30 protein-coding genes are annotated in these 20,181 nt (G+C 64.0%); 21 read left to right on the top strand and 9 right to left on the bottom strand.

The features are described 5' to 3' along the window. Positions 1–2: 2 nt before the first annotated feature. The 18 genes from ABC347_RS07765 (at position 3) to ABC347_RS07680 (ending at position 12,492) form a co-directional block, all read left to right on the top strand. Entirely contained in the window at positions 3–2,780 is a 2,778-nt protein-coding gene (locus ABC347_RS07765) for a phage tail tape measure protein (protein WP_413245163.1), read from the top strand. After that, on the top strand, positions 2,780–3,382 hold the full coding sequence (locus ABC347_RS07760; RefSeq protein WP_413245162.1) for a hypothetical protein: 603 nt from the start codon (positions 2,780–2,782) through the stop codon (positions 3,380–3,382). The genes ABC347_RS07765 and ABC347_RS07760 overlap by 1 nt, the downstream gene beginning before the upstream one ends. Then, entirely contained in the window at positions 3,382–4,038 is a 657-nt protein-coding gene (locus ABC347_RS07755; RefSeq protein ID WP_413245161.1) for a hypothetical protein, read from the top strand. Before ABC347_RS07760 ends, ABC347_RS07755 begins: the two co-directional genes overlap by 1 nt. Next, a complete protein-coding gene (locus ABC347_RS07750; RefSeq protein WP_413245160.1) occupies positions 4,038–4,445 on the top strand; it encodes a DUF6950 family protein in 408 nt (135 codons plus the stop codon). Before ABC347_RS07755 ends, ABC347_RS07750 begins: the two co-directional genes overlap by 1 nt. A gap of 63 nt (positions 4,446–4,508) precedes the next feature. Continuing rightward, the gene (locus tag ABC347_RS07745; RefSeq protein ID WP_413245159.1) at positions 4,509–6,317 is read left to right on the top strand and encodes a phage tail protein; all 1,809 of its coding nucleotides are present in this window, start codon (positions 4,509–4,511) and stop codon (positions 6,315–6,317) included. 128 nt (positions 6,318–6,445) lie between these two features. Next, on the top strand, positions 6,446–6,919 hold the full coding sequence (locus tag ABC347_RS07740) for a collagen-like triple helix repeat-containing protein (protein ID WP_413245158.1): 474 nt from the start codon (positions 6,446–6,448) through the stop codon (positions 6,917–6,919). 66 nt (positions 6,920–6,985) lie between these two features. Beyond that, positions 6,986–7,330, top strand: coding sequence for a hypothetical protein (locus ABC347_RS07735; protein WP_413245157.1), 345 nt, complete (start codon positions 6,986–6,988; stop codon positions 7,328–7,330). Beyond that, positions 7,327–8,880, top strand: coding sequence for a pectate lyase family protein (locus ABC347_RS07730; RefSeq protein ID WP_413245156.1), 1,554 nt, complete (start codon positions 7,327–7,329; stop codon positions 8,878–8,880). Before ABC347_RS07735 ends, ABC347_RS07730 begins: the two co-directional genes overlap by 4 nt. 46 nt (positions 8,881–8,926) lie before the next feature. Beyond that, a complete protein-coding gene (locus ABC347_RS07725; protein ID WP_413245155.1) occupies positions 8,927–9,073 on the top strand; it encodes a hypothetical protein in 147 nt (48 codons plus the stop codon). A 6-nt stretch (positions 9,074–9,079) separates the two neighbouring features. After that, positions 9,080–9,574: a hypothetical protein gene (locus ABC347_RS07720; RefSeq protein WP_413245154.1), complete on the top strand. Its 495-nt coding sequence runs from the start codon at positions 9,080–9,082 to the stop codon at positions 9,572–9,574. Then, positions 9,571–9,810, top strand: coding sequence for a hypothetical protein (locus tag ABC347_RS07715; RefSeq protein ID WP_413245153.1), 240 nt, complete (start codon positions 9,571–9,573; stop codon positions 9,808–9,810). The genes ABC347_RS07720 and ABC347_RS07715 overlap by 4 nt, the downstream gene beginning before the upstream one ends. Beyond that, positions 9,807–9,980: a hypothetical protein gene (locus ABC347_RS07710; RefSeq protein WP_413245152.1), complete on the top strand. Its 174-nt coding sequence runs from the start codon at positions 9,807–9,809 to the stop codon at positions 9,978–9,980. Before ABC347_RS07715 ends, ABC347_RS07710 begins: the two co-directional genes overlap by 4 nt. Next, a complete protein-coding gene (locus tag ABC347_RS07705) occupies positions 9,977–10,678 on the top strand; it encodes a glycosyl hydrolase 108 family protein (protein WP_413245151.1) in 702 nt (233 codons plus the stop codon). The genes ABC347_RS07710 and ABC347_RS07705 overlap by 4 nt, the downstream gene beginning before the upstream one ends. Next, positions 10,675–10,881 (top strand): hypothetical protein, encoded by a 207-nt coding sequence (locus ABC347_RS07700; protein ID WP_413245150.1) that lies wholly within the window; start codon positions 10,675–10,677, stop codon positions 10,879–10,881. Before ABC347_RS07705 ends, ABC347_RS07700 begins: the two co-directional genes overlap by 4 nt. Beyond that, on the top strand, positions 10,878–11,144 hold the full coding sequence (locus ABC347_RS07695) for a hypothetical protein (protein ID WP_413245149.1): 267 nt from the start codon (positions 10,878–10,880) through the stop codon (positions 11,142–11,144). The genes ABC347_RS07700 and ABC347_RS07695 overlap by 4 nt, the downstream gene beginning before the upstream one ends. Further along, entirely contained in the window at positions 11,141–11,323 is a 183-nt protein-coding gene (locus tag ABC347_RS07690) for a hypothetical protein (protein ID WP_413245148.1), read from the top strand. Before ABC347_RS07695 ends, ABC347_RS07690 begins: the two co-directional genes overlap by 4 nt. Further along, positions 11,317–11,703 (top strand): hypothetical protein, encoded by a 387-nt coding sequence (locus ABC347_RS07685; RefSeq protein WP_413245147.1) that lies wholly within the window; start codon positions 11,317–11,319, stop codon positions 11,701–11,703. The genes ABC347_RS07690 and ABC347_RS07685 overlap by 7 nt, the downstream gene beginning before the upstream one ends. A 270-nt stretch (positions 11,704–11,973) precedes the next feature. Continuing rightward, a complete protein-coding gene (locus ABC347_RS07680) occupies positions 11,974–12,492 on the top strand; it encodes a hypothetical protein (protein ID WP_413245146.1) in 519 nt (172 codons plus the stop codon). Between the two features lie 24 nt (positions 12,493–12,516). Here ABC347_RS07680 and ABC347_RS07675 read toward each other — a convergent pair whose 3' ends face one another. The 8 genes from ABC347_RS07675 to ABC347_RS07640 all read right to left on the bottom strand — a co-directional run bounded on the left by ABC347_RS07675 (position 12,517) and on the right by ABC347_RS07640 (position 15,920). Beyond that, entirely contained in the window at positions 12,517–12,723 is a 207-nt protein-coding gene (locus ABC347_RS07675) for a hypothetical protein (protein ID WP_413245145.1), read from the bottom strand. Positions 12,724–13,038: 315 nt separating this feature from the next. Continuing rightward, positions 13,039–13,374: a hypothetical protein gene (locus ABC347_RS07670; RefSeq protein ID WP_413245144.1), complete on the bottom strand. Its 336-nt coding sequence runs from the start codon at positions 13,372–13,374 to the stop codon at positions 13,039–13,041. After that, positions 13,364–13,726 (bottom strand): hypothetical protein, encoded by a 363-nt coding sequence (locus ABC347_RS07665; RefSeq protein ID WP_413245143.1) that lies wholly within the window; start codon positions 13,724–13,726, stop codon positions 13,364–13,366. The genes ABC347_RS07670 and ABC347_RS07665 overlap by 11 nt, the downstream gene beginning before the upstream one ends. After that, entirely contained in the window at positions 13,723–14,061 is a 339-nt protein-coding gene (locus ABC347_RS07660) for a beta barrel domain-containing protein (protein ID WP_413245142.1), read from the bottom strand. Before ABC347_RS07660 ends, ABC347_RS07665 begins: the two co-directional genes overlap by 4 nt. Positions 14,062–14,063: 2 nt before the next feature. Further along, entirely contained in the window at positions 14,064–14,612 is a 549-nt protein-coding gene (locus tag ABC347_RS07655) for a hypothetical protein (RefSeq protein WP_413245141.1), read from the bottom strand. Positions 14,613–14,870: 258 nt separating this feature from the next. Continuing rightward, complete coding sequence (locus ABC347_RS07650; RefSeq protein WP_413245140.1) at positions 14,871–15,152, bottom strand: hypothetical protein; 282 nt, start codon at positions 15,150–15,152, stop codon at positions 14,871–14,873. Beyond that, positions 15,149–15,382 carry a peptide chain release factor-like protein gene (locus ABC347_RS07645; protein WP_413245139.1) on the bottom strand — a complete coding sequence of 78 codons (234 nt, stop codon included), beginning with the start codon at positions 15,380–15,382 and terminating at the stop codon, positions 15,149–15,151. The genes ABC347_RS07650 and ABC347_RS07645 overlap by 4 nt, the downstream gene beginning before the upstream one ends. A 136-nt stretch (positions 15,383–15,518) precedes the next feature. Further along, positions 15,519–15,920 carry a GIY-YIG nuclease family protein gene (locus ABC347_RS07640; RefSeq protein ID WP_413245138.1) on the bottom strand — a complete coding sequence of 134 codons (402 nt, stop codon included), beginning with the start codon at positions 15,918–15,920 and terminating at the stop codon, positions 15,519–15,521. A 175-nt stretch (positions 15,921–16,095) separates the two neighbouring features. Between ABC347_RS07640 and ABC347_RS07635 the strand changes: the two genes are divergently transcribed. Next, on the top strand, positions 16,096–17,715 hold the full coding sequence (locus ABC347_RS07635; protein WP_413245137.1) for a long-chain-fatty-acid--CoA ligase: 1,620 nt from the start codon (positions 16,096–16,098) through the stop codon (positions 17,713–17,715). An 11-nt stretch (positions 17,716–17,726) separates the two neighbouring features. Here ABC347_RS07635 and ABC347_RS07630 read toward each other — a convergent pair whose 3' ends face one another. Then, positions 17,727–18,053 (bottom strand): YnfA family protein, encoded by a 327-nt coding sequence (locus tag ABC347_RS07630; protein ID WP_413245136.1) that lies wholly within the window; start codon positions 18,051–18,053, stop codon positions 17,727–17,729. Positions 18,054–18,097: 44 nt separating this feature from the next. Here ABC347_RS07630 and ABC347_RS07625 point away from each other — a divergent pair, with 44 nt between their 5' ends. Then, a complete protein-coding gene (locus ABC347_RS07625) occupies positions 18,098–19,027 on the top strand; it encodes a cation diffusion facilitator family transporter (protein ID WP_413245135.1) in 930 nt (309 codons plus the stop codon). Positions 19,028–19,036: 9 nt separating this feature from the next. Beyond that, positions 19,037–20,155 carry a non-hydrolyzing UDP-N-acetylglucosamine 2-epimerase gene (gene wecB / locus ABC347_RS07620; protein WP_413245134.1) on the top strand — a complete coding sequence of 373 codons (1,119 nt, stop codon included), beginning with the start codon at positions 19,037–19,039 and terminating at the stop codon, positions 20,153–20,155. Positions 20,156–20,181: the final 26 nt, after the last annotated feature.

The raw sequence follows: 20,181 nt of genomic DNA, 5'->3' as shown, positions 1-20,181 counted from the left end.
CCATGGTCGATACTATCGGAGCCCTCCGCGTCACCCTTGGGCTCGACAGCCGAGCTTGGGACGACGGGATCGGCAGCGCAAGCGCCGCGCTGCGCCAGTTGCAGGATCAGGTCCGCGACCTTGGGCGCACGATCGCCAAAGTCGGTGTCGGCCTGACTGTCGGGGTAACGGCCCCATTGGGTCTTGTCGCTCGCAGTGCGACGCAGGCGTCTGGATCGTTCGAGGCCGCGATGAAGCGGGTTGAAGCCGCTATCGGGAGCGCCGATCCAGCTGCACTCGACAAGCTGGCGGCTAGCGCCAAGGAACTTGGCCCATCCATGGCTCGCGGCGCGATCGAGGCGGCGTCCGGCATTGAGATGCTGGCGAAGAATGGCCTGAGCGCGTCCCAGATCATGGGTGGGGCGCTGTCCGCGTCGCTGAAGCTGGCGACGGCTGGCAACGCTGAGCTTGCACCGGCTGCCGACCTGACGACCGACGTAATGCAGCAGTTCGGCAAATCGGCCGGCGAACTGCCGCGGGTGGTCGATCAGGTGACGGGCGCGATGAATGCGTCCAAGTTCGGCTTTGAGGATTTTCAGCAGGCGGTGGGACAGGCTGGTGGTGTGGCCGGCGGTCTGGGCGTCAATTTCACTGATTTCGCAACTGCGATCGCGGCCACCAGTTCGTCATTCTCGTCAGGTTCTGACGCGGGCACGTCGTTCAAGACGTTCCTAACCTCGCTCAACCCAACGTCGAAGGAGGCGGCGGCCCTTATGGAGTCGCTGGGCATCAAGTTCTTCGATGCGCAGGGCAACATGAAGGATCTTGCCGAGATTTCGGGCATCCTGAAGTCGCGGCTGGGCGGGCTCAACCAAGAGGCGCAGAACGACGCGCTGAAAACGCTCTTTGGCACTGATGCGATGCGCACCGCCATCGAGCTTATGAAGCGCGGCAAAGACGGCTTCGTTGATCTGCGGAATACGATCGAGGCATCCTCTGCCGACACTCAGGTTAACAAGATGACCGAAGGCCTGGAAGCGTCAGCTAGACGCCGGGCAGCGGCCTTTGAGACACTGAAGATTGCGATCGGCAATGCCGGTCTGAACCAAGCGCTTACGGCCTTCAACAACGCCTTGGCGCGCGTTGCTGGTGGGCTCGCGCAAATCGAGCCGATTTTTCTAAAGATTGGTACTGTGGTTGGTGCTGTTACCGCTGCGATCGGACCATTGCTGGCGGTCCTCGGCACAGTCGGGTCAGTTGTTTTACCCCTTGTGCTGGCACGGCTTGGGCCCTTTGCTATTGCTCTGGGTCTACTGATCAATCCAATGGCGACTGTCGTCGCGCTGATGGCTCGGTTTGTGACTGTTGCGCTTGCCATGCGCGCTATCGCACTCGTCACCGGCGCGCTCACGGCGATGGCCGCAGCCGCGACTTCAGCAGCCGGCGCTATGGCCCTGTTGCGCGGTGCGTTGCTGCTGATTGGCGGTCCGATCGGCGCAACTATTCTTGGAGTAGCGGCAGCTTTCCACCTGTTGCATCAGCGCGCGAATGAGGCAGAGAAGGCAGTTTCGGCCCTTAAGAGCCAGACTGAACTACTAAATGGGGTACTAGCTGACAGTTCGGCGTCTAATTCGGCGATCCAGCAGAGCGTAGCCCGCACCTCGCAGCTGTATGAGGAGGCAAAGGCCGCTCAGGTGGCAGCAATTGCCCGCCGTGACATGCTGCTGAAGCTTGGGGCGATGCCCGGCATGGCGGCTGTCTTGACAGGTGTGACGCCAGAACAGCAACGCCAATGGGAGAGCCAGAACCGAGCGACCCAATCGTCCATCGTGAATGGCATGTTTGGTGGTGCGGCCGGGCTAAATAAAATGTTTGGGACGCGTGGGGGTGGGGGCGCGGCACTGCCCAAGCTGCCATCGAACCCGAAGGGGCCGGGTAGTTCATCGGGTGGCGCTAGAGCAGCCGACCCGCTGGCGGGACTTCTCGAGCAATATCTCCCGCTGCGTTCCGCGATCGAGGCGGCTAACGCTGCCGAACAGACCTTTAACAAGGCGCTTGCATCTGGCCGCATCACCGCGGACGAACACGCGACCGCGATTGAGAATATCCGCGCCCAGCTGAAGGGCATGGTAGACGCCGGCCAAGCCGAGCCGATCAAAGTGATCGATACACCTTCGCTGCTGGAAAGTGGCGCGGTGATGGATAGCCTGGGTGGCACTATCGCTGAGGTCGGCGGCCAGATCGACGCGATGAACGCGGGATGGAAGTTTTCAACTGAAGCGGTGTTTGATCTGGCTCGCACGATTAACGATGATCTGAGCCGGGGGCTTGAAGGGGTGATGCGCGGCTTTCTGTCATGGAAAGACGTAGCGCTCCAAGTCATCTTCAGCATCGGCAATGCGCTGATCAAAAACGTGCTGTCTCCGCTTCAGGGCGCGAACGGTGGTGGAGGCATTGGCGGACTGATCGCCGGTGCGGTCGGCAGCATTTTCGGGAAGAAGACGCCCGGTCTGGCAGTCGGCGGGGTGATCCGTATGAACCCCGGCATCGATACAAATCTGATGAGCATCAACGGTCGGCCGGTTGCGCGTGTTTCGCGCGGGGAGATGATCAGCGTCGTGCCGCGCAATGACAATGGCGGCGCGGGCGCGTCAGTCAATTTGACGATCAACGCGCCCGGCGCGACCGCGGAGACTGTCAGCATGATCCGGCGCGAGCTTGCCAACGCCGCCCCCCAGATCGTCCAGGCCGCGACCCGCAACACCATGGCCGCAACGAGCCGCAAGCGGATGAGCAGTTAATGGCGACCATCGCGCTGCCGGAAGGGGCGAAGTTTCGCAACCTGCGCTGGACGCACCGGACACCAGCCCAGGCAAACCGCTCGATTTGGACGAGCAAGCGGCAGGTGGTGGGCCTGCCAGGCGCCACGATGTGGATGGCTGAAGGCGAGTTCGTGGCAATCGTCGGCGAACGCAATCAGCGGCCTTTGCGGTCGTTCTGGATGCAGTTGCGCGGTATCCAGAATAGCTTCCGGGTGCCGGCGACCGAGGGGCCGCAATTCAATCTCTCGATCGCGCCTAAGGTGAACGGTGGAGGGCAGACCGCGGCGTTGACCGGCACGCTGGCGACAGACGGATGGCACCCGAACATGCAGATGCTGGAAGGCAACTTGCTGACGATCGCCGGGCAACTCGTGGTTCTGATTGCGCCTTTCGTTGCCAGTGCCGCCGGTGAGGCCACAATCGCATTTGCGCCTGGCCTGCGCTCAGTTCCCGCTGACAACGCCGATATCGAAGCCGTGCGGCCTTGGTGCGAGATGACGTTGGCAGAGCCGATGGTCGCTTGGACCGTCGAGCCGGGACAGGTCTATTCGCAGTCGGTGTCGCTAGAGGAACTGGTTTGATGGCGGGGCCTGATACAACCGCCATTGCGGCGCTCGCCGGCGACATTCGTCCCGCGTTCTTTTGCTGGCTGGACATTGATGGGGACCCGGTGCGCGTAACGACCTGGGGCAGCGACGTGACCTTCAGCGGCACCGGCGACGATGATTTGGACGGTTACACGTTCGAGGCGATCGATCCGCGGCTGGTGGAGGTCGGCGAGCTTCGCGAACAGGAAGGGGGGCAGGAAACGCTGACCGCGACCCTATCGGGGATCATCGGGCCGGACAGCGATCTGCTGAACCTGTTGGGAGATCCTGCTTCTTGGCGTCTGCGCACGGCTCGCTTGTGGCAAGCGGTGCGAAACATGGGGGGCGTCCAGCAGGGCGCAGTCTGGCCCTACTATACCGGCCGGATGACGAGCTTCATCATCGACGGTGACGATGCGACACAGACCGTAAGCCTGTCGATCGAAAGCTATCTGGCGGCACTCTCGGCCCCAAGCCGTCGCACCTATCTTGATGCGGCTCAATTCGATGCAGGTGACCAATCTGCGCGCGCGGCCATTGCGATTGCAAACGGCACGTCGCAGGCGGGCGGCACGGCCGGGCTCACTAGTGGGGGTTCCAGCGGTCTGCTGAACTTCGTCATCAATCAGACGAAGGTCAACGCGGTCTAATGCGGCGGCCGGACTGGGAAGCGCGCCTGGCAGAGTATCTCGCCGGGGCGATGACCTATGCCCGCGACGGTGAACTGGAGCATTGCGCTTTCTTCGCGGCTGGCGCGGCGCGGGCAGTGACGGGGCGTGATCCGATGAAGGGTCTGCGGCGACGTGCGCAGACAGGGACAGGCAGGGTCCGCATCCTCGCCGAGCATGGCGGGCTGGAGGCGATGGTGGACGATCGCTTTCCGGCCATCTCGCCGTTCAAGGCCAAGCGGGGCGATCTTGTGATGGGCGAGGCCAGCGACGGCACGGCTGCGATCGGTGTGTGCATCGGCGGTGAAGCATTGTTCGTAGGCGAGGAAGACGGGCCCACACTGGTCCGCGAACCACGCTCGCGCTGGATAAAGGCTTGGGCGGTCTAAATGGGCAAGATCGTTCGGGGCGTCGCCAAAATCGGGTTGGCTATCCTCGCGAGCCAAATCCCAGTGGTTGGCCCCTTCATTTCGTCGGCACTGATCGCGTCGGGCATAGGCGATATCGTCAAGGGCGTCGGCATTGGTCCGAAGGCGGCAAAGGCGAGCCGCGCAACGACTGACCGGCTCAATGCAAGCATCGTCCCTGCCACACCTCGCAAGATCGCTTTCGGACGCACCGCGCTCAACACCGACATTCGCGACATGGAATATCTCGGCACGGATCAGGAGTTTTGTCACCTCTTCATCGTGACGGCTTCGCACAAGACCCAAAGCCATGACGAAATCTGGTTCGAGGACAAGAAGGCTTGGACCTCCAGCGGCGGGGTGCAGGGCGATTACGTCGGGTATCTAACTGTTGCCACGCGCGAAGAGGGCTCGGCCGCTAACGCGATCAACATTTCGGCGCGGATGGGCAGCACGCGCCGCTATACCGGCTGCGCCTATGTCCATTTCATCTTCAAGCGGACGGGCAACAGCAAGAAGGCCGAAAGCCCGTTCGCCAGTTCTATCCCCACGCGGATGACGATCATCGGCAAGTCTGCGCTGGTGTTTGACCCGCGGGAAGCAGGGCAGGACGCAGAGGATCAGACGACCTGGACGTGGGACGATGACGCCGCCCGCAACCCTGCCCTCCAGATGCTTTGGTGGCTTCTCGGCTGGCGGATCAACGGCAAGCTGGCAGTCGGTAGCGGGACGCCGGTCGATCGGATCGACTTGGACAGCTTTATTACCGCGGCCAACCTATGCGACGAGCCCGTCTCTCTGGCGATCGGCGGAACGGAGCCGCGCTACCGCAGCGATGGCGTGTTCAGTGAGGATGACGAGCCGACAGTCGTCATCTCAACGCTGGAAGCCGCCATGAATGGGCGGCTGCGCGACCTGAATGGTAAGCTGACCCTAGCGGTCCTGCACAACGATCTGGCGACACCGGTGATGGCGTTCGGGCCGGATGATGTGCTGGGGCCGTTCAACTGGGAGCCGATCGGGCCAATCGACGAAAGCTTCAACGTCGTGCGCGGGCGGTTCGTCGATCCGTCCGACAAGAGCCTCTACCAGCTCGTCGATTACCCCGAGATTGCCATTGCGAGCTTGGACGGGAAGGATCGCCCGACGACGCTGGACTATACGACTGTGCAGTCGCCATCGCAGGCCCAGAGGCTTTCGAAGCAGGAGTTGCAGCGCAACCAATATCAGGGTCGGTTTTCGGCTGAGTTCAACGCGCGGGGCTGGGCTTGTCCGCGGGGCAGCGTAGTGACGCTGACCTTCCCGGCGCTCGGCTTCGTCAACAAGCTGTTCCGCGTGGAGGCGCGTGACATTCGGGTTGATGGCCGTGTGCCGATGGTGCTGCGCGAAGAGCATCCTGATATCTATGCGTGGGACGCTGAAGAAGCGCCGGCCGTCGAACCGGCCGACCCGACCGTCTATGATCCGCTCAATTCCCCGCTCGTGCAGGCCATCGAACAGGTCAGTGCCCGCGGTGCCTACCGCATCCTAAGCCAGACCGTGCCCTATCCAGTGTCCGCCGACGACGACACGATCACGATCGTCGCATTCTCAGGCGTGATCGACGACGGCCAGACGGTGAGCTTTCCGGCGGGCACCATTCCTGGCCTGGCTGCGGGCACGCCTTACGGTGTGTTCTACAACCTCGAAACTGACGCTTACGAAACCGAGATCTCGCCGGCGGCAACGCTAATGGCGCAATCGAAATATGTGTTCCTTGGGCGGCAGGCCACGTCCGATGGCGGTGTCTATCCTGCGTCGCCGTCGCCGGGCGGTGGTTGGGGCGGCACCGGCTCTTACGAGCAGGAACCCTGACAATGCCTGCACCGCCTCCACCACCGCCTCGCTATGCGCGGCTCTACCTTACGCTGCGCCCGTCCAGTAATGCGGGTCGGTTCGAGCTGGGCTTGTCCCGGCAGCCGCCTGACGAGAGCGCGCCGATGATGGCGATCCTATTTTCGCGCGGTGTGCTGCCCGAAGGCTGGCCGGTCGAGGTCGAGGTTGTGACCGATCCGTCTGCTGACCCGACGCTGAAGGGGGCGAAGGGCGACAAGGGTGACACGGGGCCAACTGGTGCGGCTGGGGCAACTGGGTCGCAGGGGGCAGTGGGCCCAGCAGGCGCAACCTTGGTCGGCACGGTCACGCTGGCCCAGACTGCCACGGTTGCCATCGCGCTCGGCATTCGAGAGGTGACTGTCGCGCTGGCGGGCACGGTCAAGGGCGGTCGCTATCTTGCGTTCTGCGATAGCTACCGGCTGAATGGCGCTGCCTCGGTTGTCGGTCGGCCCGCCGGCTACGCCCTGATTGATGCCGTCTGCAATACCGCCGGCCAGATCACGATCAGCCTGAACGCCCCGCTACTCGCGATCGGCAACAGCTACGCGCTGACTTGCTCGGTCGTGCGGATCAACGCTTAGCCTCAAGGAACATAGATGCGACAGGTTGGAAGTCTGCCCCTTGTGGCGGACCGATGGACGGCGTTCGTGGCGACGCTTTCGTTCGAAGGATTTGATCTGACCGGAGCAACACTGCGCGCTCAGGTTCGGCTTTTGCCTGACATTGCTGGCACGCCGCTGGTGGACCTGCCGACCGTCACGTCCGCTAGCACCGAAGGGCTGCGGCTGATCAGCGTGGCCACCACCGGCGGGGTCACCACCTCGATCGTCGGCATCCGCATCAACGAGACCACGATGGAGGGTCTGCCTCTGCCTGATGAGATCGGTGCCGACGCACTGCTCTACTGGGACATGCACGTCACGCCTTCCGGCGGCCTCAAGCAACGCTGGCTGGCCGGCACATTCACGGTTCGCGCGGGGGTGACGCAATGAGCGATGCGGTGATCAAGGTCGGCGAGAGCATCATCGCGGTCACGATCGGTGGGCCGCCGGGACCGCGCGGGTTGCCGAGCGGCCCGCTGGCCGACGAAACGGTGGGCGTCGACGAGATCAAGGCGGCCGAGGCGACCGCGATCGTCGGCAAGCTGGGGCTATCAGCCGGCACCGGCGGCACGTCGCTGGTCGCGATCGCCAACAAGGGCGCGGGCGGATCGACGGCCCTGTCCCTCGACAATTTCCTGATCACGGTCGATGCGCGCCAGTTCGGCGCATCGGTCGGTGCGTCTGCTGCGACCAACCGCGCTGCGATCCAGGCGGCACTAGACTGGGTCGCGACGAACAAGGGCGGCGGCACGGTCCAGCTTGTCGGGATCTTCCCGATTGATGCGATGATCTCGATCCCGCACCAGGTGAAGCTGGTCGGCGCGCAGCGTGAGCAAGGTGGCCTGATCGCTTCGTCCACCTTTCCTGCGACTGCGATGGTCAAGCTCGGCGTGGGCGAGGCGATCGTGTTCCGGGTGCAGGCGGTCAACCTGGTGCTGGACGGCAATAACCGGCCAGGCACCACCGGCATCTGGACGACGAAGGCCAACGAAGGCTGCCGGATCGAAGACGTGCTGATCCGCAACTATGGCAAGCATGGCGTGCATGTGCAGGGTTCATTCGTCGGCCTCGGCATCCGTGATGTCGAATGCTACCCGTCCGCGACCCAGCAGCAGACGACTTCCACCGGGGTGAAGGTTGAAGCCACCGCCGGCATCTCGCTGGCGAACATCACGGTCGTCGGCGCGCGCGGCAACGATGCCTCGCCGTTCGATGGCTTGGGCGAAAACGCGTTCAAGATGCAGAATGCGTTCGAATTTTCCACCTGCACCACGATCAGCGCGAAAGGCCTGCACGGCGAGCGCTGCAACACCGTCGTCGCCTGCCTGTCGAACAGCGGCGGCACGCTCGACACGGTGGACGGCTTCACCACCGACAACAACGTCAACACGGTCGTTTTCTTCAACGGCGGGACCGAGGCCTGGACACTGCGCAACATCGTGAAGGGCGGCTCGGTCCACACCATCGTCGACAACCTGACCGCGACCACGATCGATGACGCCACGGTGCAGGACTATGTACAGGGCCGCCGCTACCTGAAGGGCACGATCGATGCCGCCGGGTTCGGATCGCCCGAAGGCGTGGTGACCGGCGGAATCGGCTCGACCTATCGCGATCTCTCCGCCGGCGGCCAATACACCAAGACGACGAACGGCAACACCGGTTGGAAACAGCTGATGGCCGCGGTCGTGCTGAACGGGTCGACGACCTATGATCCGCCGAGCCTGATCAACAATTCGGCGTCCGCCGGGACGATCACCGTCGCTGGCGCTGCGCTGGGCGATTTCGTGCAGGCGTCCTTTTCGAACAGCCTGCAGGGCGTGCGCCTGTCCGCCTATGTGAGCGCGGCCGATACCGTCGCCTTCCGGTTCGACAACAACAACAATACCACGGTCGATCTGGCCAGCGGGACCGTGCGTGTCCGGGTCACGAAGCCATGATGATCCCCATCCTCATTTGCTCGCAAATCCAACAGGAGGACTGAACATGGCCGACCAGGTGATGAAGAAGCTGGCGAGCGTCCGCGCGGCGATCGACGACCTGCAGGCGGAATATCTGAAGACGGTGAAGCCCCCGCAGCCGCAGAACAGTGGTGGCAATTCTCCACCACCGCCACCCCCTAAGGACAAGTGACGCACCATGCTGCCCCTCCCATTTGCGCTGGCGGCTACGCTGTTCGCGCTCTGCCTCCTTTCGGGGCGGTCATGGGAGCGGCGGCGGGTCGCGATTGCGCTGCTGGCAAACTGGTTCGTCAACACCGCGATCGTCGAAGCAACAGGCAATCCATACGCCTGGCAAGCGTTCGCTGCGGTCGATTTCGCAACGGGCGCTTTTATATTGGAGCGCGCCAACTCGCGCTTCCCGATTATGATTTCATCAATCTATGGCCTCGAACTCGTGATCCATTGCGCGTTCGGGGCATCCTCTATGGGCGATCACGCGCAGTATGACTGGTGGTGGCGGCTCTTCATACTCGCCTGTTGTCAGGCATTGGTCATGCTTGGGTGGATCGGCCATGGGGGTTATCGAGACTATATCGGTCGTCATCATCGCAGGCGGGGCATATCTACTGTTCCTGAACTGCCTGATCCGGTGGTTGTCCAGTTCCGAAGAGCAAGAGACCTAAACCCATGAGTCGCGTAGAGCAAAAGAAGGAATGGGTGCCGTGGGCAGGCCTGTTTCTTGCAGTCGCTGGCATCGTCTATCAGGGTGGGCAGATCACCGGCGAGGTGAACCGCAGCACTGAGCGGATTTCCAAGCTGGAAGCCAGCGAGGAAGCGCGGACCGACGCGATCAGCGCAATGAACGTCCGCACCGCCCGGATCGAAGCCAAGCTCGATTTTCTCATGGAACAGAGGAAGCCGAAATGATGGCAACCCTGCTGATCGTGCTGGGCACGCTGTTGATGACGACAGCCGTGTTCGATGTTCGCTTGGCCGCGGGGGCCTTCATGAACGTCGCCCATGCCCTCCACCAAGCATATCGCGCCCGCACCGAGACGCCGGAAGATATGCGTGATCTACTGGATAGAATGCCATGACAGCGATCCTGGACCAAAAGCGCCTGTTCGACGCGATCCGCACGGTGAAGGGCGGGCCGCTGTCTACAGAGGATGTGCTGGAGATCAACCGCGCGCTGGGGCTGGTGGCCGACAAGCCGCCGCCTACGGTTGCGGAGTTCATCGGCGGCTTCATCCGGGCGCACGAGGGCGGGCTATCCATGCGCGCCGATGACAACGGGAATTACCAGGGAGGGAGGCGCGGCGTCGGCAAGCTGATCGGCAGCAAGTTCGGTGTGACGGGCCCCGCGCTGGCGGCCTATCGCGGCGTCGATCCTTACAGCATCACTGCCGACGACATCGCGAACCTGACCATCGAAGAAGCGATCAAGGTGGGCGTGCGAGGCTATTACGAACGCCCGCGGTTCGACCTGCTGCCTTGGAACCGGGTGACGGCCAGCGTGGTGGACAAGGGCTGGGGCTCGGGACCGGCGCAGGCGATCAAGCTGCTCCAGCGCATGGTAGGCGTGGCCGATGACGGCAAGATGGGCCCGGCTACGGCATCGGCCTATCGCGATTGGCTTGGCCGACATGGCGAGGAAGCCGCCGCCCACCAATGGGCCGACGTGCGGATCAAGTTCGACACGTCACTGGGGCAGCCGCAGTTCCTGAAGGGTTGGAACAGCCGTTCGCGGTCCTTCCTGCCCGGCACGGCATGGTGGCGGGAGTGGGGGGTATGAGCCGCTACAACCTAATCCTGCCGCTAGAGGGGCTCGCAGGTTCGTCCGTGAAGGACATCGCTCGTGACATGATCGCTGTGTCCAAGCGCCTCGATATCCCGGTGTCGATGAACATGAACGGCACGCGGCTGCTGGCTTTCCCCAATAGCACGATGGCGGAAATCCAGCGCGATTATGAAGCGCAGCTGGAGAGCGCGACATGAGCGACCGCCACAGCCTGATCGCCTTCCTGTCGGTCATCATCGCCATCGTCGTGATGTCGCTGGTCGCGGTCGCTGTCGTGTTGCTGGTCAAGGAACCGGACGCGAGTATGGCCGCCGCGCTGGCAACGCTGGGTGGCGCGATCACCGGATTGATCGGTCTGGGCGGCACATTCAAGCCGCGCAGCACCGCGCCGGATCAAGCGCAGGCGGTGACGGTGACGAACCCGCCGAGCGATCCCATTCCTGTGGAGCCGCAGCCATGAGCCGCTACAGCCGCCGTCCCCCGCGCGCCTGCGATGACGAGGATTACGATCCCCCGCTGATCCCGGATCTGACCGTGCCGGATCATGAGTCGGTCGATACCGGGCTGCTTTGGGCGGACGGGTCAACGATCTGGCGCGATCCCAATCCGATCGGTTTCGGAAGGAACGACGAATGGTGAACGCTTGGCGTATCGCCCGCTGGATCATCCTCGCAGTGCTGGTGGTCGGCATCATCTTCTACCTGCGATCCTGCGGTGCCGAGAAACCCCGCCAAGAGGCCGCACAGGCGCAAGCCGACACAGCGCGCGCTGACGGGCAAGTAAAAGCCGCGACCGACGCCACGGGCATCACAGCCGACGTGTTGACCAATTCCGCCGCGATCGACCAACAGACGAGGGAAAGCGAAAATGCGATACGACGCGCGCCAGGTGCGGAAGCTATTCTCGATGTCGGCGTTGCCGATGCTGGCCGGCGGGCTGTCTGCATGCGCCGGGCAGCCGCTCGTGATCCGGTCTGCGCTCGCTTGCTCAACCCTGGTCCCACCGCAAATCAGCGATGACGTGCCGAGCGCTCCTATACCAGAAGGAAACACAGCAGGAGATTGGATCTCGTTCGCCGATGCTCAGTCCGCCCAGTTGGACAAGTCGAACGCATTCAAGGGGGCAGCCATATCTATCGTAAAGGCTTGTGAGGCCCGCGACCAGCAAATCGACGCTGCGCTTAAAACTCGCAAATGGTGGCAAATATTCTAAAGATATGATAGGTAATACGGGTCGACGCGGTGCTGGACACACCGGGCCGACCCTAACCACCATCTAGGGCTAGTAGCATGGCAGCTAAATATGATCTTATCGGGCACAGGTTTGGTTCGCTAGTAGTGATCGGCCATGGGCCGCGTTACGGGAATGGCCAGCCATCTTGGATGTTGATTTGCGACTGCGGCGCTGAAACGCGAGCGACCACCGGCGTTTTGCGAGCGGGGCAGTCTAAGCATTGCAAATCATGCGGGCATGCCAAGCATGGGATGCGAAACACTCGAATCTACAGCATCTGGCAAAGCATGAAATCGCGCTGTTCACGACCGAAGCACTCCCACTGGGCGCTATACGGTGGGCGAGGGATAACGGTTTGCGATGCGTGGCAGGCTTTTGAGTCGTTTGAGGAATGGGCGCGCAGTAGCGGCTATTCGCCCGAGCTAACGATTGATCGCATCGACGGTGATGGAGGATACTCGCCAGAGAATTGCCGCTGGGCAACTCCCCGAGAGCAAATGCTGAACCGCCGCGATTACAAGGCCAAACGCGAGGCACGCGATAAGGCGGTCGATCAGGCGCTGGCGGCTAAGTGACGACGATGGCGGTGGATAGGTCTGTCATGGGTGCTCCATGTAGGCAGCGAACGGGCTTTCCTCGCTGAGGCCGCGAACGATCGTGTCCCGCATCGTTTCGACCGCCAGCAATGGTCCATTGACCACAACCTGCTTATCGCGCCACGGAGTATACCAACGCCGCTCCGGGTTAGGAACGGTCATCTGCTGATATACCGGGCGGGATTGCTTCGCGGCGTCCAGCAGAGTCATAGGCGGTCCTTCCATCTGCGTTCGCGCTCCCGCCAGATGCCACGGCTAAACCCAATCGTATGGCCCAGCAAGCCACCAACGGTTACCATCAAGATGCAGGCCGCCCAAAGTTCGCCGGTCGTCATCGGTCGATGTTCCTGTGGCCCATCGGCGGTTGGCCGCCCCGATACCAAGCGAGCGCCTCCGCCCATGCCTGTTCTGGCGATGGGAACCCGTCAACATCAACGCTCCACACCCAGCCATCGCCTCTAAATATCTTGAACCAATAGCACCTCCCGTCAGGGCGGAAATTCGGCCGTATCCTCGGTTTGTCGCTCACTCCCGCACTCCTTCGGTGGGCTCGGCGAGGGCGGCACGGACGGCCTCATAGCCGTGATTGATGCGGCGGGCGAACAGACCCGCGAGCGACCCCGGTTCCTCGCTGTCGCTGGCCTCCGCTATGCGTTCGTAAAGCCCCTCGGATACGGCAGCATCGAAGCACTCGCCAACGTAGGTCAAAGCCCCCTCCAACCTTTCGACCCGCGCTTGCAGGGCGGCGATGTGGTCGGCGGCTGTGAAAGGCGCATCGTCCGAAATGAACGTGCCTTCCGCAACACAGCGATAGCCCCATTCTGGCGCACCGTTAAGCCGCTCCACGAGATCACCTGGCATGGTCGCCTCCCTTCTGTAGATCGTCGGGGGTGGATTTGAGCGCGCGAACATCGGCGGCGATCGAGTCGCCAGCGGCAGCCCACGACGCCGGTATCGCGATGTCAGAGAAGGCGCTCTCCGCTACCTTCGCCGCTTCCTCCAGCACCTCGTCTCGCGTGGTCGCGGGGATGGCTGATAGGGCGGCGCGGGCCTGCCAGTGAGACAGCAACTCAACGCTACCGTCGGTTGCCCGTAGGCGAGGAACGCGCGAGCCGGGGTCGCTGATCGCTTGTTGGAGCGCAGCCATCTCGGCGAAGGACAGCCTCCGCGCCATAGCCTCGATCCGTTCGTCGGGTTGGGGAGGGGCGCTCATGGGCGGGGTTCCTTGAAGCGATCGATCATGTCGAGAATGTCGTCGGCCGATAGGTTGTCAGGCGCGCGCCACTGACCGCGGATCATCTGGCGCAGGCGGTCCCAAGCCTCAGAGCGCATGGTGTTGGCCTGCCAATCGGCTTCGCTCAACCAGCAGGAACCGGGCGAAGTATAGCCGCCGCCATCGACTTCCAGCGTTTCGGGGTTGATCCGCATCCGATCGGCGTAAACCCATTTGCGGCCGATCTTCCTGATCGTGATCTCGCTCGGGCTCATGTGTCGAGGCTGGAACGGCACGAACCACAGCTTCTGGCCGACTGTCAGCTTTTCGCCCATCCTCACCTCCCCTCGGTCAGCGTGGCGCGGATGGCCTGTGCGATAGCGTTGCACTCGATAGCGGCACCATCGAGCATTTCGGCCATGCTACGCGAACCTTCGCTGTGCGACTTCCGAGCCTTCGCTGCCGACGCCTTGTTCTCGTCGCGCCATTTCTCGGCTAACCGCGCGCACCGCTCCACGACTTCCGCCTCGATCCGGGTGGCGTCGGTGGGGCGGAGGGCGACGAGGATGGCGTCCGTGTATTCGTCATGGGCGTCAATGCCCCGAACATGGAAGCCAAGCAGTATTCCGGAAATCTTCTTCCTTAGGTCATCCTCGCCCCCTACCGGCCGGCTGTCCGCAGCAGGTGCGATGGGGGTGTAGGCTATGATGTCATCTACGCTGCCCAGATGCTTCCAACGGCTAGGAGGCTGACCGTATAAGCCGAGAATTACATGCCCGCGCCGGGTAAGGGCGGGCTCTTTCCAGTCAAAATCGGTCGGCGCGGCATCGCCACCATCCCAGGACTTCATGCCCGCAGGCACTTCCACCGCTCGCGTATCGGTCATGATTGTTGCTCCTGATGGGCGCGGAGGGTGGCGAGCCCTTTCGCTGTCAGTTTTGAAAATCGATCAGGGACTTTCTCGATCATTCCCATTTCAGTGAGCCTGCGTTTCGCACTGGCAACGATCGGCTCACCGCGGAGAGCGCGCTTCAGCCCCGCGATAAGTACTCCGCTCATGAGAGGCGGTGGTGGCTCGACGGGCCTGCGAGACGACGGCCTCCGACGATCGCGCCGTCCCGCCAGCGCTTCCAGGCTATCCGTGTCAGTCATGGGGGTGTTGCTCCAGGTAGGCGCGGAGAGCGGCGACAGAGGCAGGATGAGCCGTGATCGTGTCGCCGATCCGGTAGAATTTGGGATCAGGCTTGCTGTAGAAGCGGATGCGCTGCCGGTGCTTCTTGCGACGCCTTGCCGCCCTTGAAGGCGACCGAACGTCAGACCAGTCCTCGAATGGCCCAATCGTTAGGAGCGGGCTTTCGACGATCCGCAGGCCGAAATAGCTGTTCAGCCCCTTCGCGATCGCCGCGATATCGTCTGGCGGGGTCATCGCGACGGCCCCCGATAGCGCGGGTGAGTGATAGCCGCTTCGATCATATTGACCGCAATCATCTTGTTGACGTGCTGGCTTCTCTCGGTCTCACAGATTGCAACAATGCCGCTGGCAAGATGCGTGATTTTGATCCCACTCGACCCCGGACCGCATATCTGCCCGCCAGTCTGTCGCGGCGGCCAAACCTCGATTAGGATTTCGCCAAGATCGCTGTCTACGCCGGTCATCGCGACGGCTCGCTAGGGGAGAGGGGGCGTTTGTCGGGCTGCGGCAACCCCATGGCGGCTGCCAGCGCGCGTGCTTGGAACAGCACCTTTGCCCGCTCCAGCTCGGCCAGCATCTGCTCTCGCGTCTGTAGCTCGCTCACTTCCCATCCCCCGTGTTTGTGAGGCGGGCGGGGGCAAAGCGCGGCTTGCGTGATGGCTTGGCGGGTTCGCCAAACTCATCCCGGATGTGCGCGATCAGGGCTTCGAGTTGAGGCGTGGCGGTGAACCACTCGCCATGCTGTCGCTCTTGCCAAAACGCACTGTGTACCCGCTTTTCGAGCGCGAAGCTGCCGGGCATGGCTGCCAAGAACTCCGGCCGCGCGCCATTCGCATCGCGGACAGCCTTGATCCGATTGCGCGGAACATAGCCGCAGCCGATCTTGATCAGGCCATCGGTGCCGCGAGCGAAGTAGACGAAGCGCGGGCTGTCCCACGGCATGGCGCGATCGTTCGGTTCATAGAAGTAGCGCAACAGTTGCTTTGGCGTGGCGTCACCCATTTCCAAGACCTCCCAATCGGTTAGCCAAGTGGCGCGCGACCCCGCATCCCGCCGTGGCGGTTAGGAGGGGGTTAGCCGCTCGGTCATCTTTGAATTTGCTGGAAAGTAGCTTATCTGCCGGGCCCACCGCCCCCCCGCCAGCGCCCGCAAGAGGCGCGCGACGAGAGGAACTGACATGCCGCTTCGCTTCGCCCGGCGCACGCCCGAAGCCTATGATTATCCGCTGACGATCCGCCACCTGCTGCACGCGGCGCTGACGACTGCGGCCGACCGCGAGATCATCTATCGCGACACGCATCGCTACACCTATGCCGAAATGAACCGCCGGCTGGCGCGGCTGGCGGGCGCGTTGGCGGCGTTGGGCGTTCGCGAAGGTGCGACCGTGGCGGTGATGGACTGGGACAGCCACCGCTATCTGGAATGCTATTTCGCGATCCCGATGATGGGCGCGGTGCTGCAGACGGTGAACGTGCGGCTGAGCGCTGAGCAGATCCGCTACACGCTGGAGCATGCCCGCGCCGAAGTGCTGATCGTGAACCGCGATTTCCTGGGGCTGCTCGCGCAGATCGGCCCGTTGCCCGGTCTACGCGCGATGATCCTGATCGACGAGACGGGGCAGGGCACGGACGCGGACTTCGCCGGCGAGTATGAGGCGTTGCTGGCGTCGGCCGAGCCGTTCGAGTTCGTCGATTTCGACGAGAATGCGATCGCGACGACCTTCTACACTACCGGCACCACCGGCGATCCGAAGGGTGTCGAATTTAGCCACCGCCAGATCGTACTACAGGCGCTGGCCGGCAACGCGCCGTTCGGTGTGACCGGCGATCGTGGCTTCGGCCATGGCGACGTCTATATGCCGCTGACACCGATGTTCCACGTCCACGCCTGGGGCATGCCCTATATCGCGACGATGCTGGGGGTGACGCAGGTCTATCCCGGCCGCTACGAGCCCGAGCTGATCTGCCGGCTGCGGCAGGAGCATGGCGTGAGCTTTTCGCACTGCGTGCCAACAATCCTGCAGATGGTGCTGGCGGAGGCGGGTCGCACCGGCGCCGATCTGGCCGGCTGGATGATGATCATCGGCGGGGCGGCGATGACGCCCGCGCTGTGCGCCGAGGCGCGCGCGCACGGCATGTCCGTCGTCAGCGGTTACGGCATGTCGGAAACCGCGCCACTGATCACGATCACCCGGCCTTGCGGCGACGAACCCGACGAGGCGACTGCGGTGGAGACGCTGTGCCGCGCCGGCGTGCCGGTGCCGCTGATCGATCTGCGCGTGGTCGACGGCGAGATGCGTGACGTGCCGCACGATGGTGTGACGCAGGGCGAAGTGGTGGTGCGATCGCCGTGGCTGACGCAGGGCTATGTCGGCAACGATGCTGCCTCGGCCGAGCTGTGGCGGGGCGGCTGGCTGCACACGCAGGATATCGGCACGATCGATGCCGACGGCTATCTGGTGATCCGGGATCGGCTGAAGGACGTGATCAAGACCGGCGGCGAATGGCTGTCCTCGCTGGCACTGGAGGCCCTGATCGCCGAGCATGACGCAGTGGCCGAAGTGGCTGTGGTGGGCGTGCCCTGCCCGAAATGGAGCGAGCGGCCGCTGGCGGTGATCGTGCCGTCGAGCGGAGGGTCAGTGGATCGCGACGGAGTGAACGGGCTGCTGCGGCATTCGGTGGACAGCGGCGCGATCAGCAAGTTCGCGCTGCTCGACCGGATAGAACTGGTTGATGCGCTGCCCCGCACGAGCGTGGGCAAGATCGACAAGAAGGCGCTCAGGGCGCGGTTCGGGTAAGGGGCCGGCATCTACCCGCGCGGTGCCAGCAGGATCACGGCCGCGCCGGCCAGCGCCAGCGCGCCGCCCGCCGCATCCCAGCGATCGGGGCGGGTGCCTTCGACGGCCCACAGCCAGCCGAGCGAAGCGGCGATATAGACCCCGCCATAAGCGGCGAACGCCCGGCCCGCGGCGGCAGCCGGGCTGAGCGTCAGCGCCCAGGCGAACAGGCCGAGCGCGAGCGCGCCGACTGCCAGCCATGCCGGATGCGCACCCTGCCGCAGCACTGCCCACACCGCGAAGCAGCCGCCGATTTCGGCAAGCGCGGCGAGCAGATAGGCGAGCGCGGTCTTGACCATTGCGCCGCTCTGGCGAACGTGGCCGCATCCGGCAAGGAGCCCCGATGTCGATCGCGCACGACCATCATCATGATCACGGCCATGCCGGCCATGGCGGCGGGCACGCCCACGCCCCCGCCAGCTTCGGTCGCGCGTTCGCGATCGGGATCGGGCTGAATATCGCGTTCGTGGCGATCGAGGCGGTCTATGGCCTGATCGCCGATTCGATGGCGCTGCTGGCCGATGCCGGCCACAATCTTTCTGATGTGCTGGGGCTGGCGGTGGCCTGGGCCGCCTGGCAGCTGGGCAAGCGCAAGCCTTCGCCGCGCTTCACCTATGGCCTGCGCGGATCGTCGATCCTGGCCGCGATGGCCAACGGCATCCTGCTGCTGGTGGCCTGCGGCGCGATCGGTTGGGAGGCGATCCGCCGCTTCGCCGATCCGCCCGCGGTGGCCAGCACCACCGTGATGGCGGTGGCCGCGATCGGCATCGCCGTGAACCTGGGTACTGCCCTGCTCTTCGCCAAGGGCGGCAAGCGCGACATCAACATCCGCGGCGCCTATCTCCACATGGCCGCCGACGCTGCCGTCTCGGCCGGCGTGGTGATCGCTGGACTGCTGACGCTGCAGACCGGCGTGCGCTGGATCGATCCGGCGACAAGCCTAGTGATCGTGGCGGTGATCCTGTGGTCGAGCTGGGGGCTGCTGCGCGAGGCACTCGCGCTGGCGTTGAACGCGGTACCGGCGGGGATCGATCCGGCCGCGGTTACCGCGGCACTGGCGGCGATGCCGGGCGTGGCGCGTGTCCACCACATCCATATCTGGGCGCCCAGCACCAGCGACGTCGCGCTGACCGCGCATCTCGTGATGCCGGGCGGGGCGGACGACGCGATGCTGGCGCGGATCGCGCACGATCTGGATCATCGCTTCGGGATCGGCCACGCCACCATCCAGGTGGAGCGTGGAGACAAGGGATGCTTAACCGCGCACTGCTAGAGCGGCGGCATGACCAGCCCCGCCCGCGTCCACCTGATCGCCGCTGCGCGGCCCAACTTCATGAAGGTGGCGCCGCTGTGGCACGCGCTGAGCGCCGCGCCCGATTTCACGCCGGTGCTGATCCATACCGGCCAGCATTATGATGCGGCGATGTCCGACGATATCCTCGCCGATCTGTCGCTGCCCGCGCCCGACCATCATCTCGGCATCGGATCGGGCAGCCATGCCGAACAGACCGGGCGGGTGATGATCGCCTATGAAGCGGTGGCGATGGCCGACCGGCCCGATTGGCTGGTGGTGGTGGGCGACGTCAATTCGACCGCGGCGTGCAGCCTGGCCGCCGCCAAGCTGCGCGTGCCGACTGTCCACCTGGAAGCCGGCCTGCGCAGCTTCGACCGCGACATGCCCGAGGAGCTGAACCGGCTCGTCACCGACGTGCTGGCCGACGTGCTTTGGACACCTTCGCCCGATGCCGATACGAACCTTGCGGCCGAAGGCATCCCTGCGCACCGCATCAGCCGCGTGGGCAACATCATGATGGACAGCTACGAACTGGTCCGCCCCGCGATCCTGGCGGCGGACGAGCCGGGCGCGCTGGGTCTGGCCCCCGGCGGCTATGGCGTGGTGACGCTGCACCGGCCTTCCAACGTCGACGATCCCGCCCAGCTGCGCACGCTGGTGGCGGCGCTGATCGCCTGCCAGACGCAGCTGCCGCTGGTGTTCCCGGTCCATCCGCGCACGGCGAAAGCGCTGGCAGCGGTGGGGCTGGATGAGGCGCTCAAGGACGCAGGTGTGCGGCTGACCGGGCCGATCCCCTATATCCGCTTCATGAGTTTGGTGTCCTCCGCCGCGGCGATCGTGACCGATTCGGGCGGGTTGCAGGAAGAGACGACCTATCTCGGCATCCTCTGCCTCACGCTGCGCGACAATACCGAGCGGCCCATCACGATCAGCGAAGGTACCAGCCGACTGGTGAAGCCCGCCACGCTGGCCGCCGAGCTCGCCGACGCGCTGGCGACGCCGCACGCCGATCGCAAGCGCCCGGCACTGTGGGACGGGCGGACAGCGGTACGCTGCCTCAACGATCTGCGCCGGCGGATGGGACGCGAGGCGCGCGCGGCGGCTTAGGATTTCCAATTGTCACCGCCGCGAGG

The organism is Sphingomonas canaveralia (genome assembly GCF_047238125.1).
In the GTDB taxonomy this organism is placed as follows: Bacteria; Pseudomonadota; Alphaproteobacteria; order Sphingomonadales; family Sphingomonadaceae; genus JBDFMH01.
The sequence above is the reverse complement of the archived record's forward strand: the minus strand, read 5'-3'. Positions and strand labels throughout refer to the sequence as shown.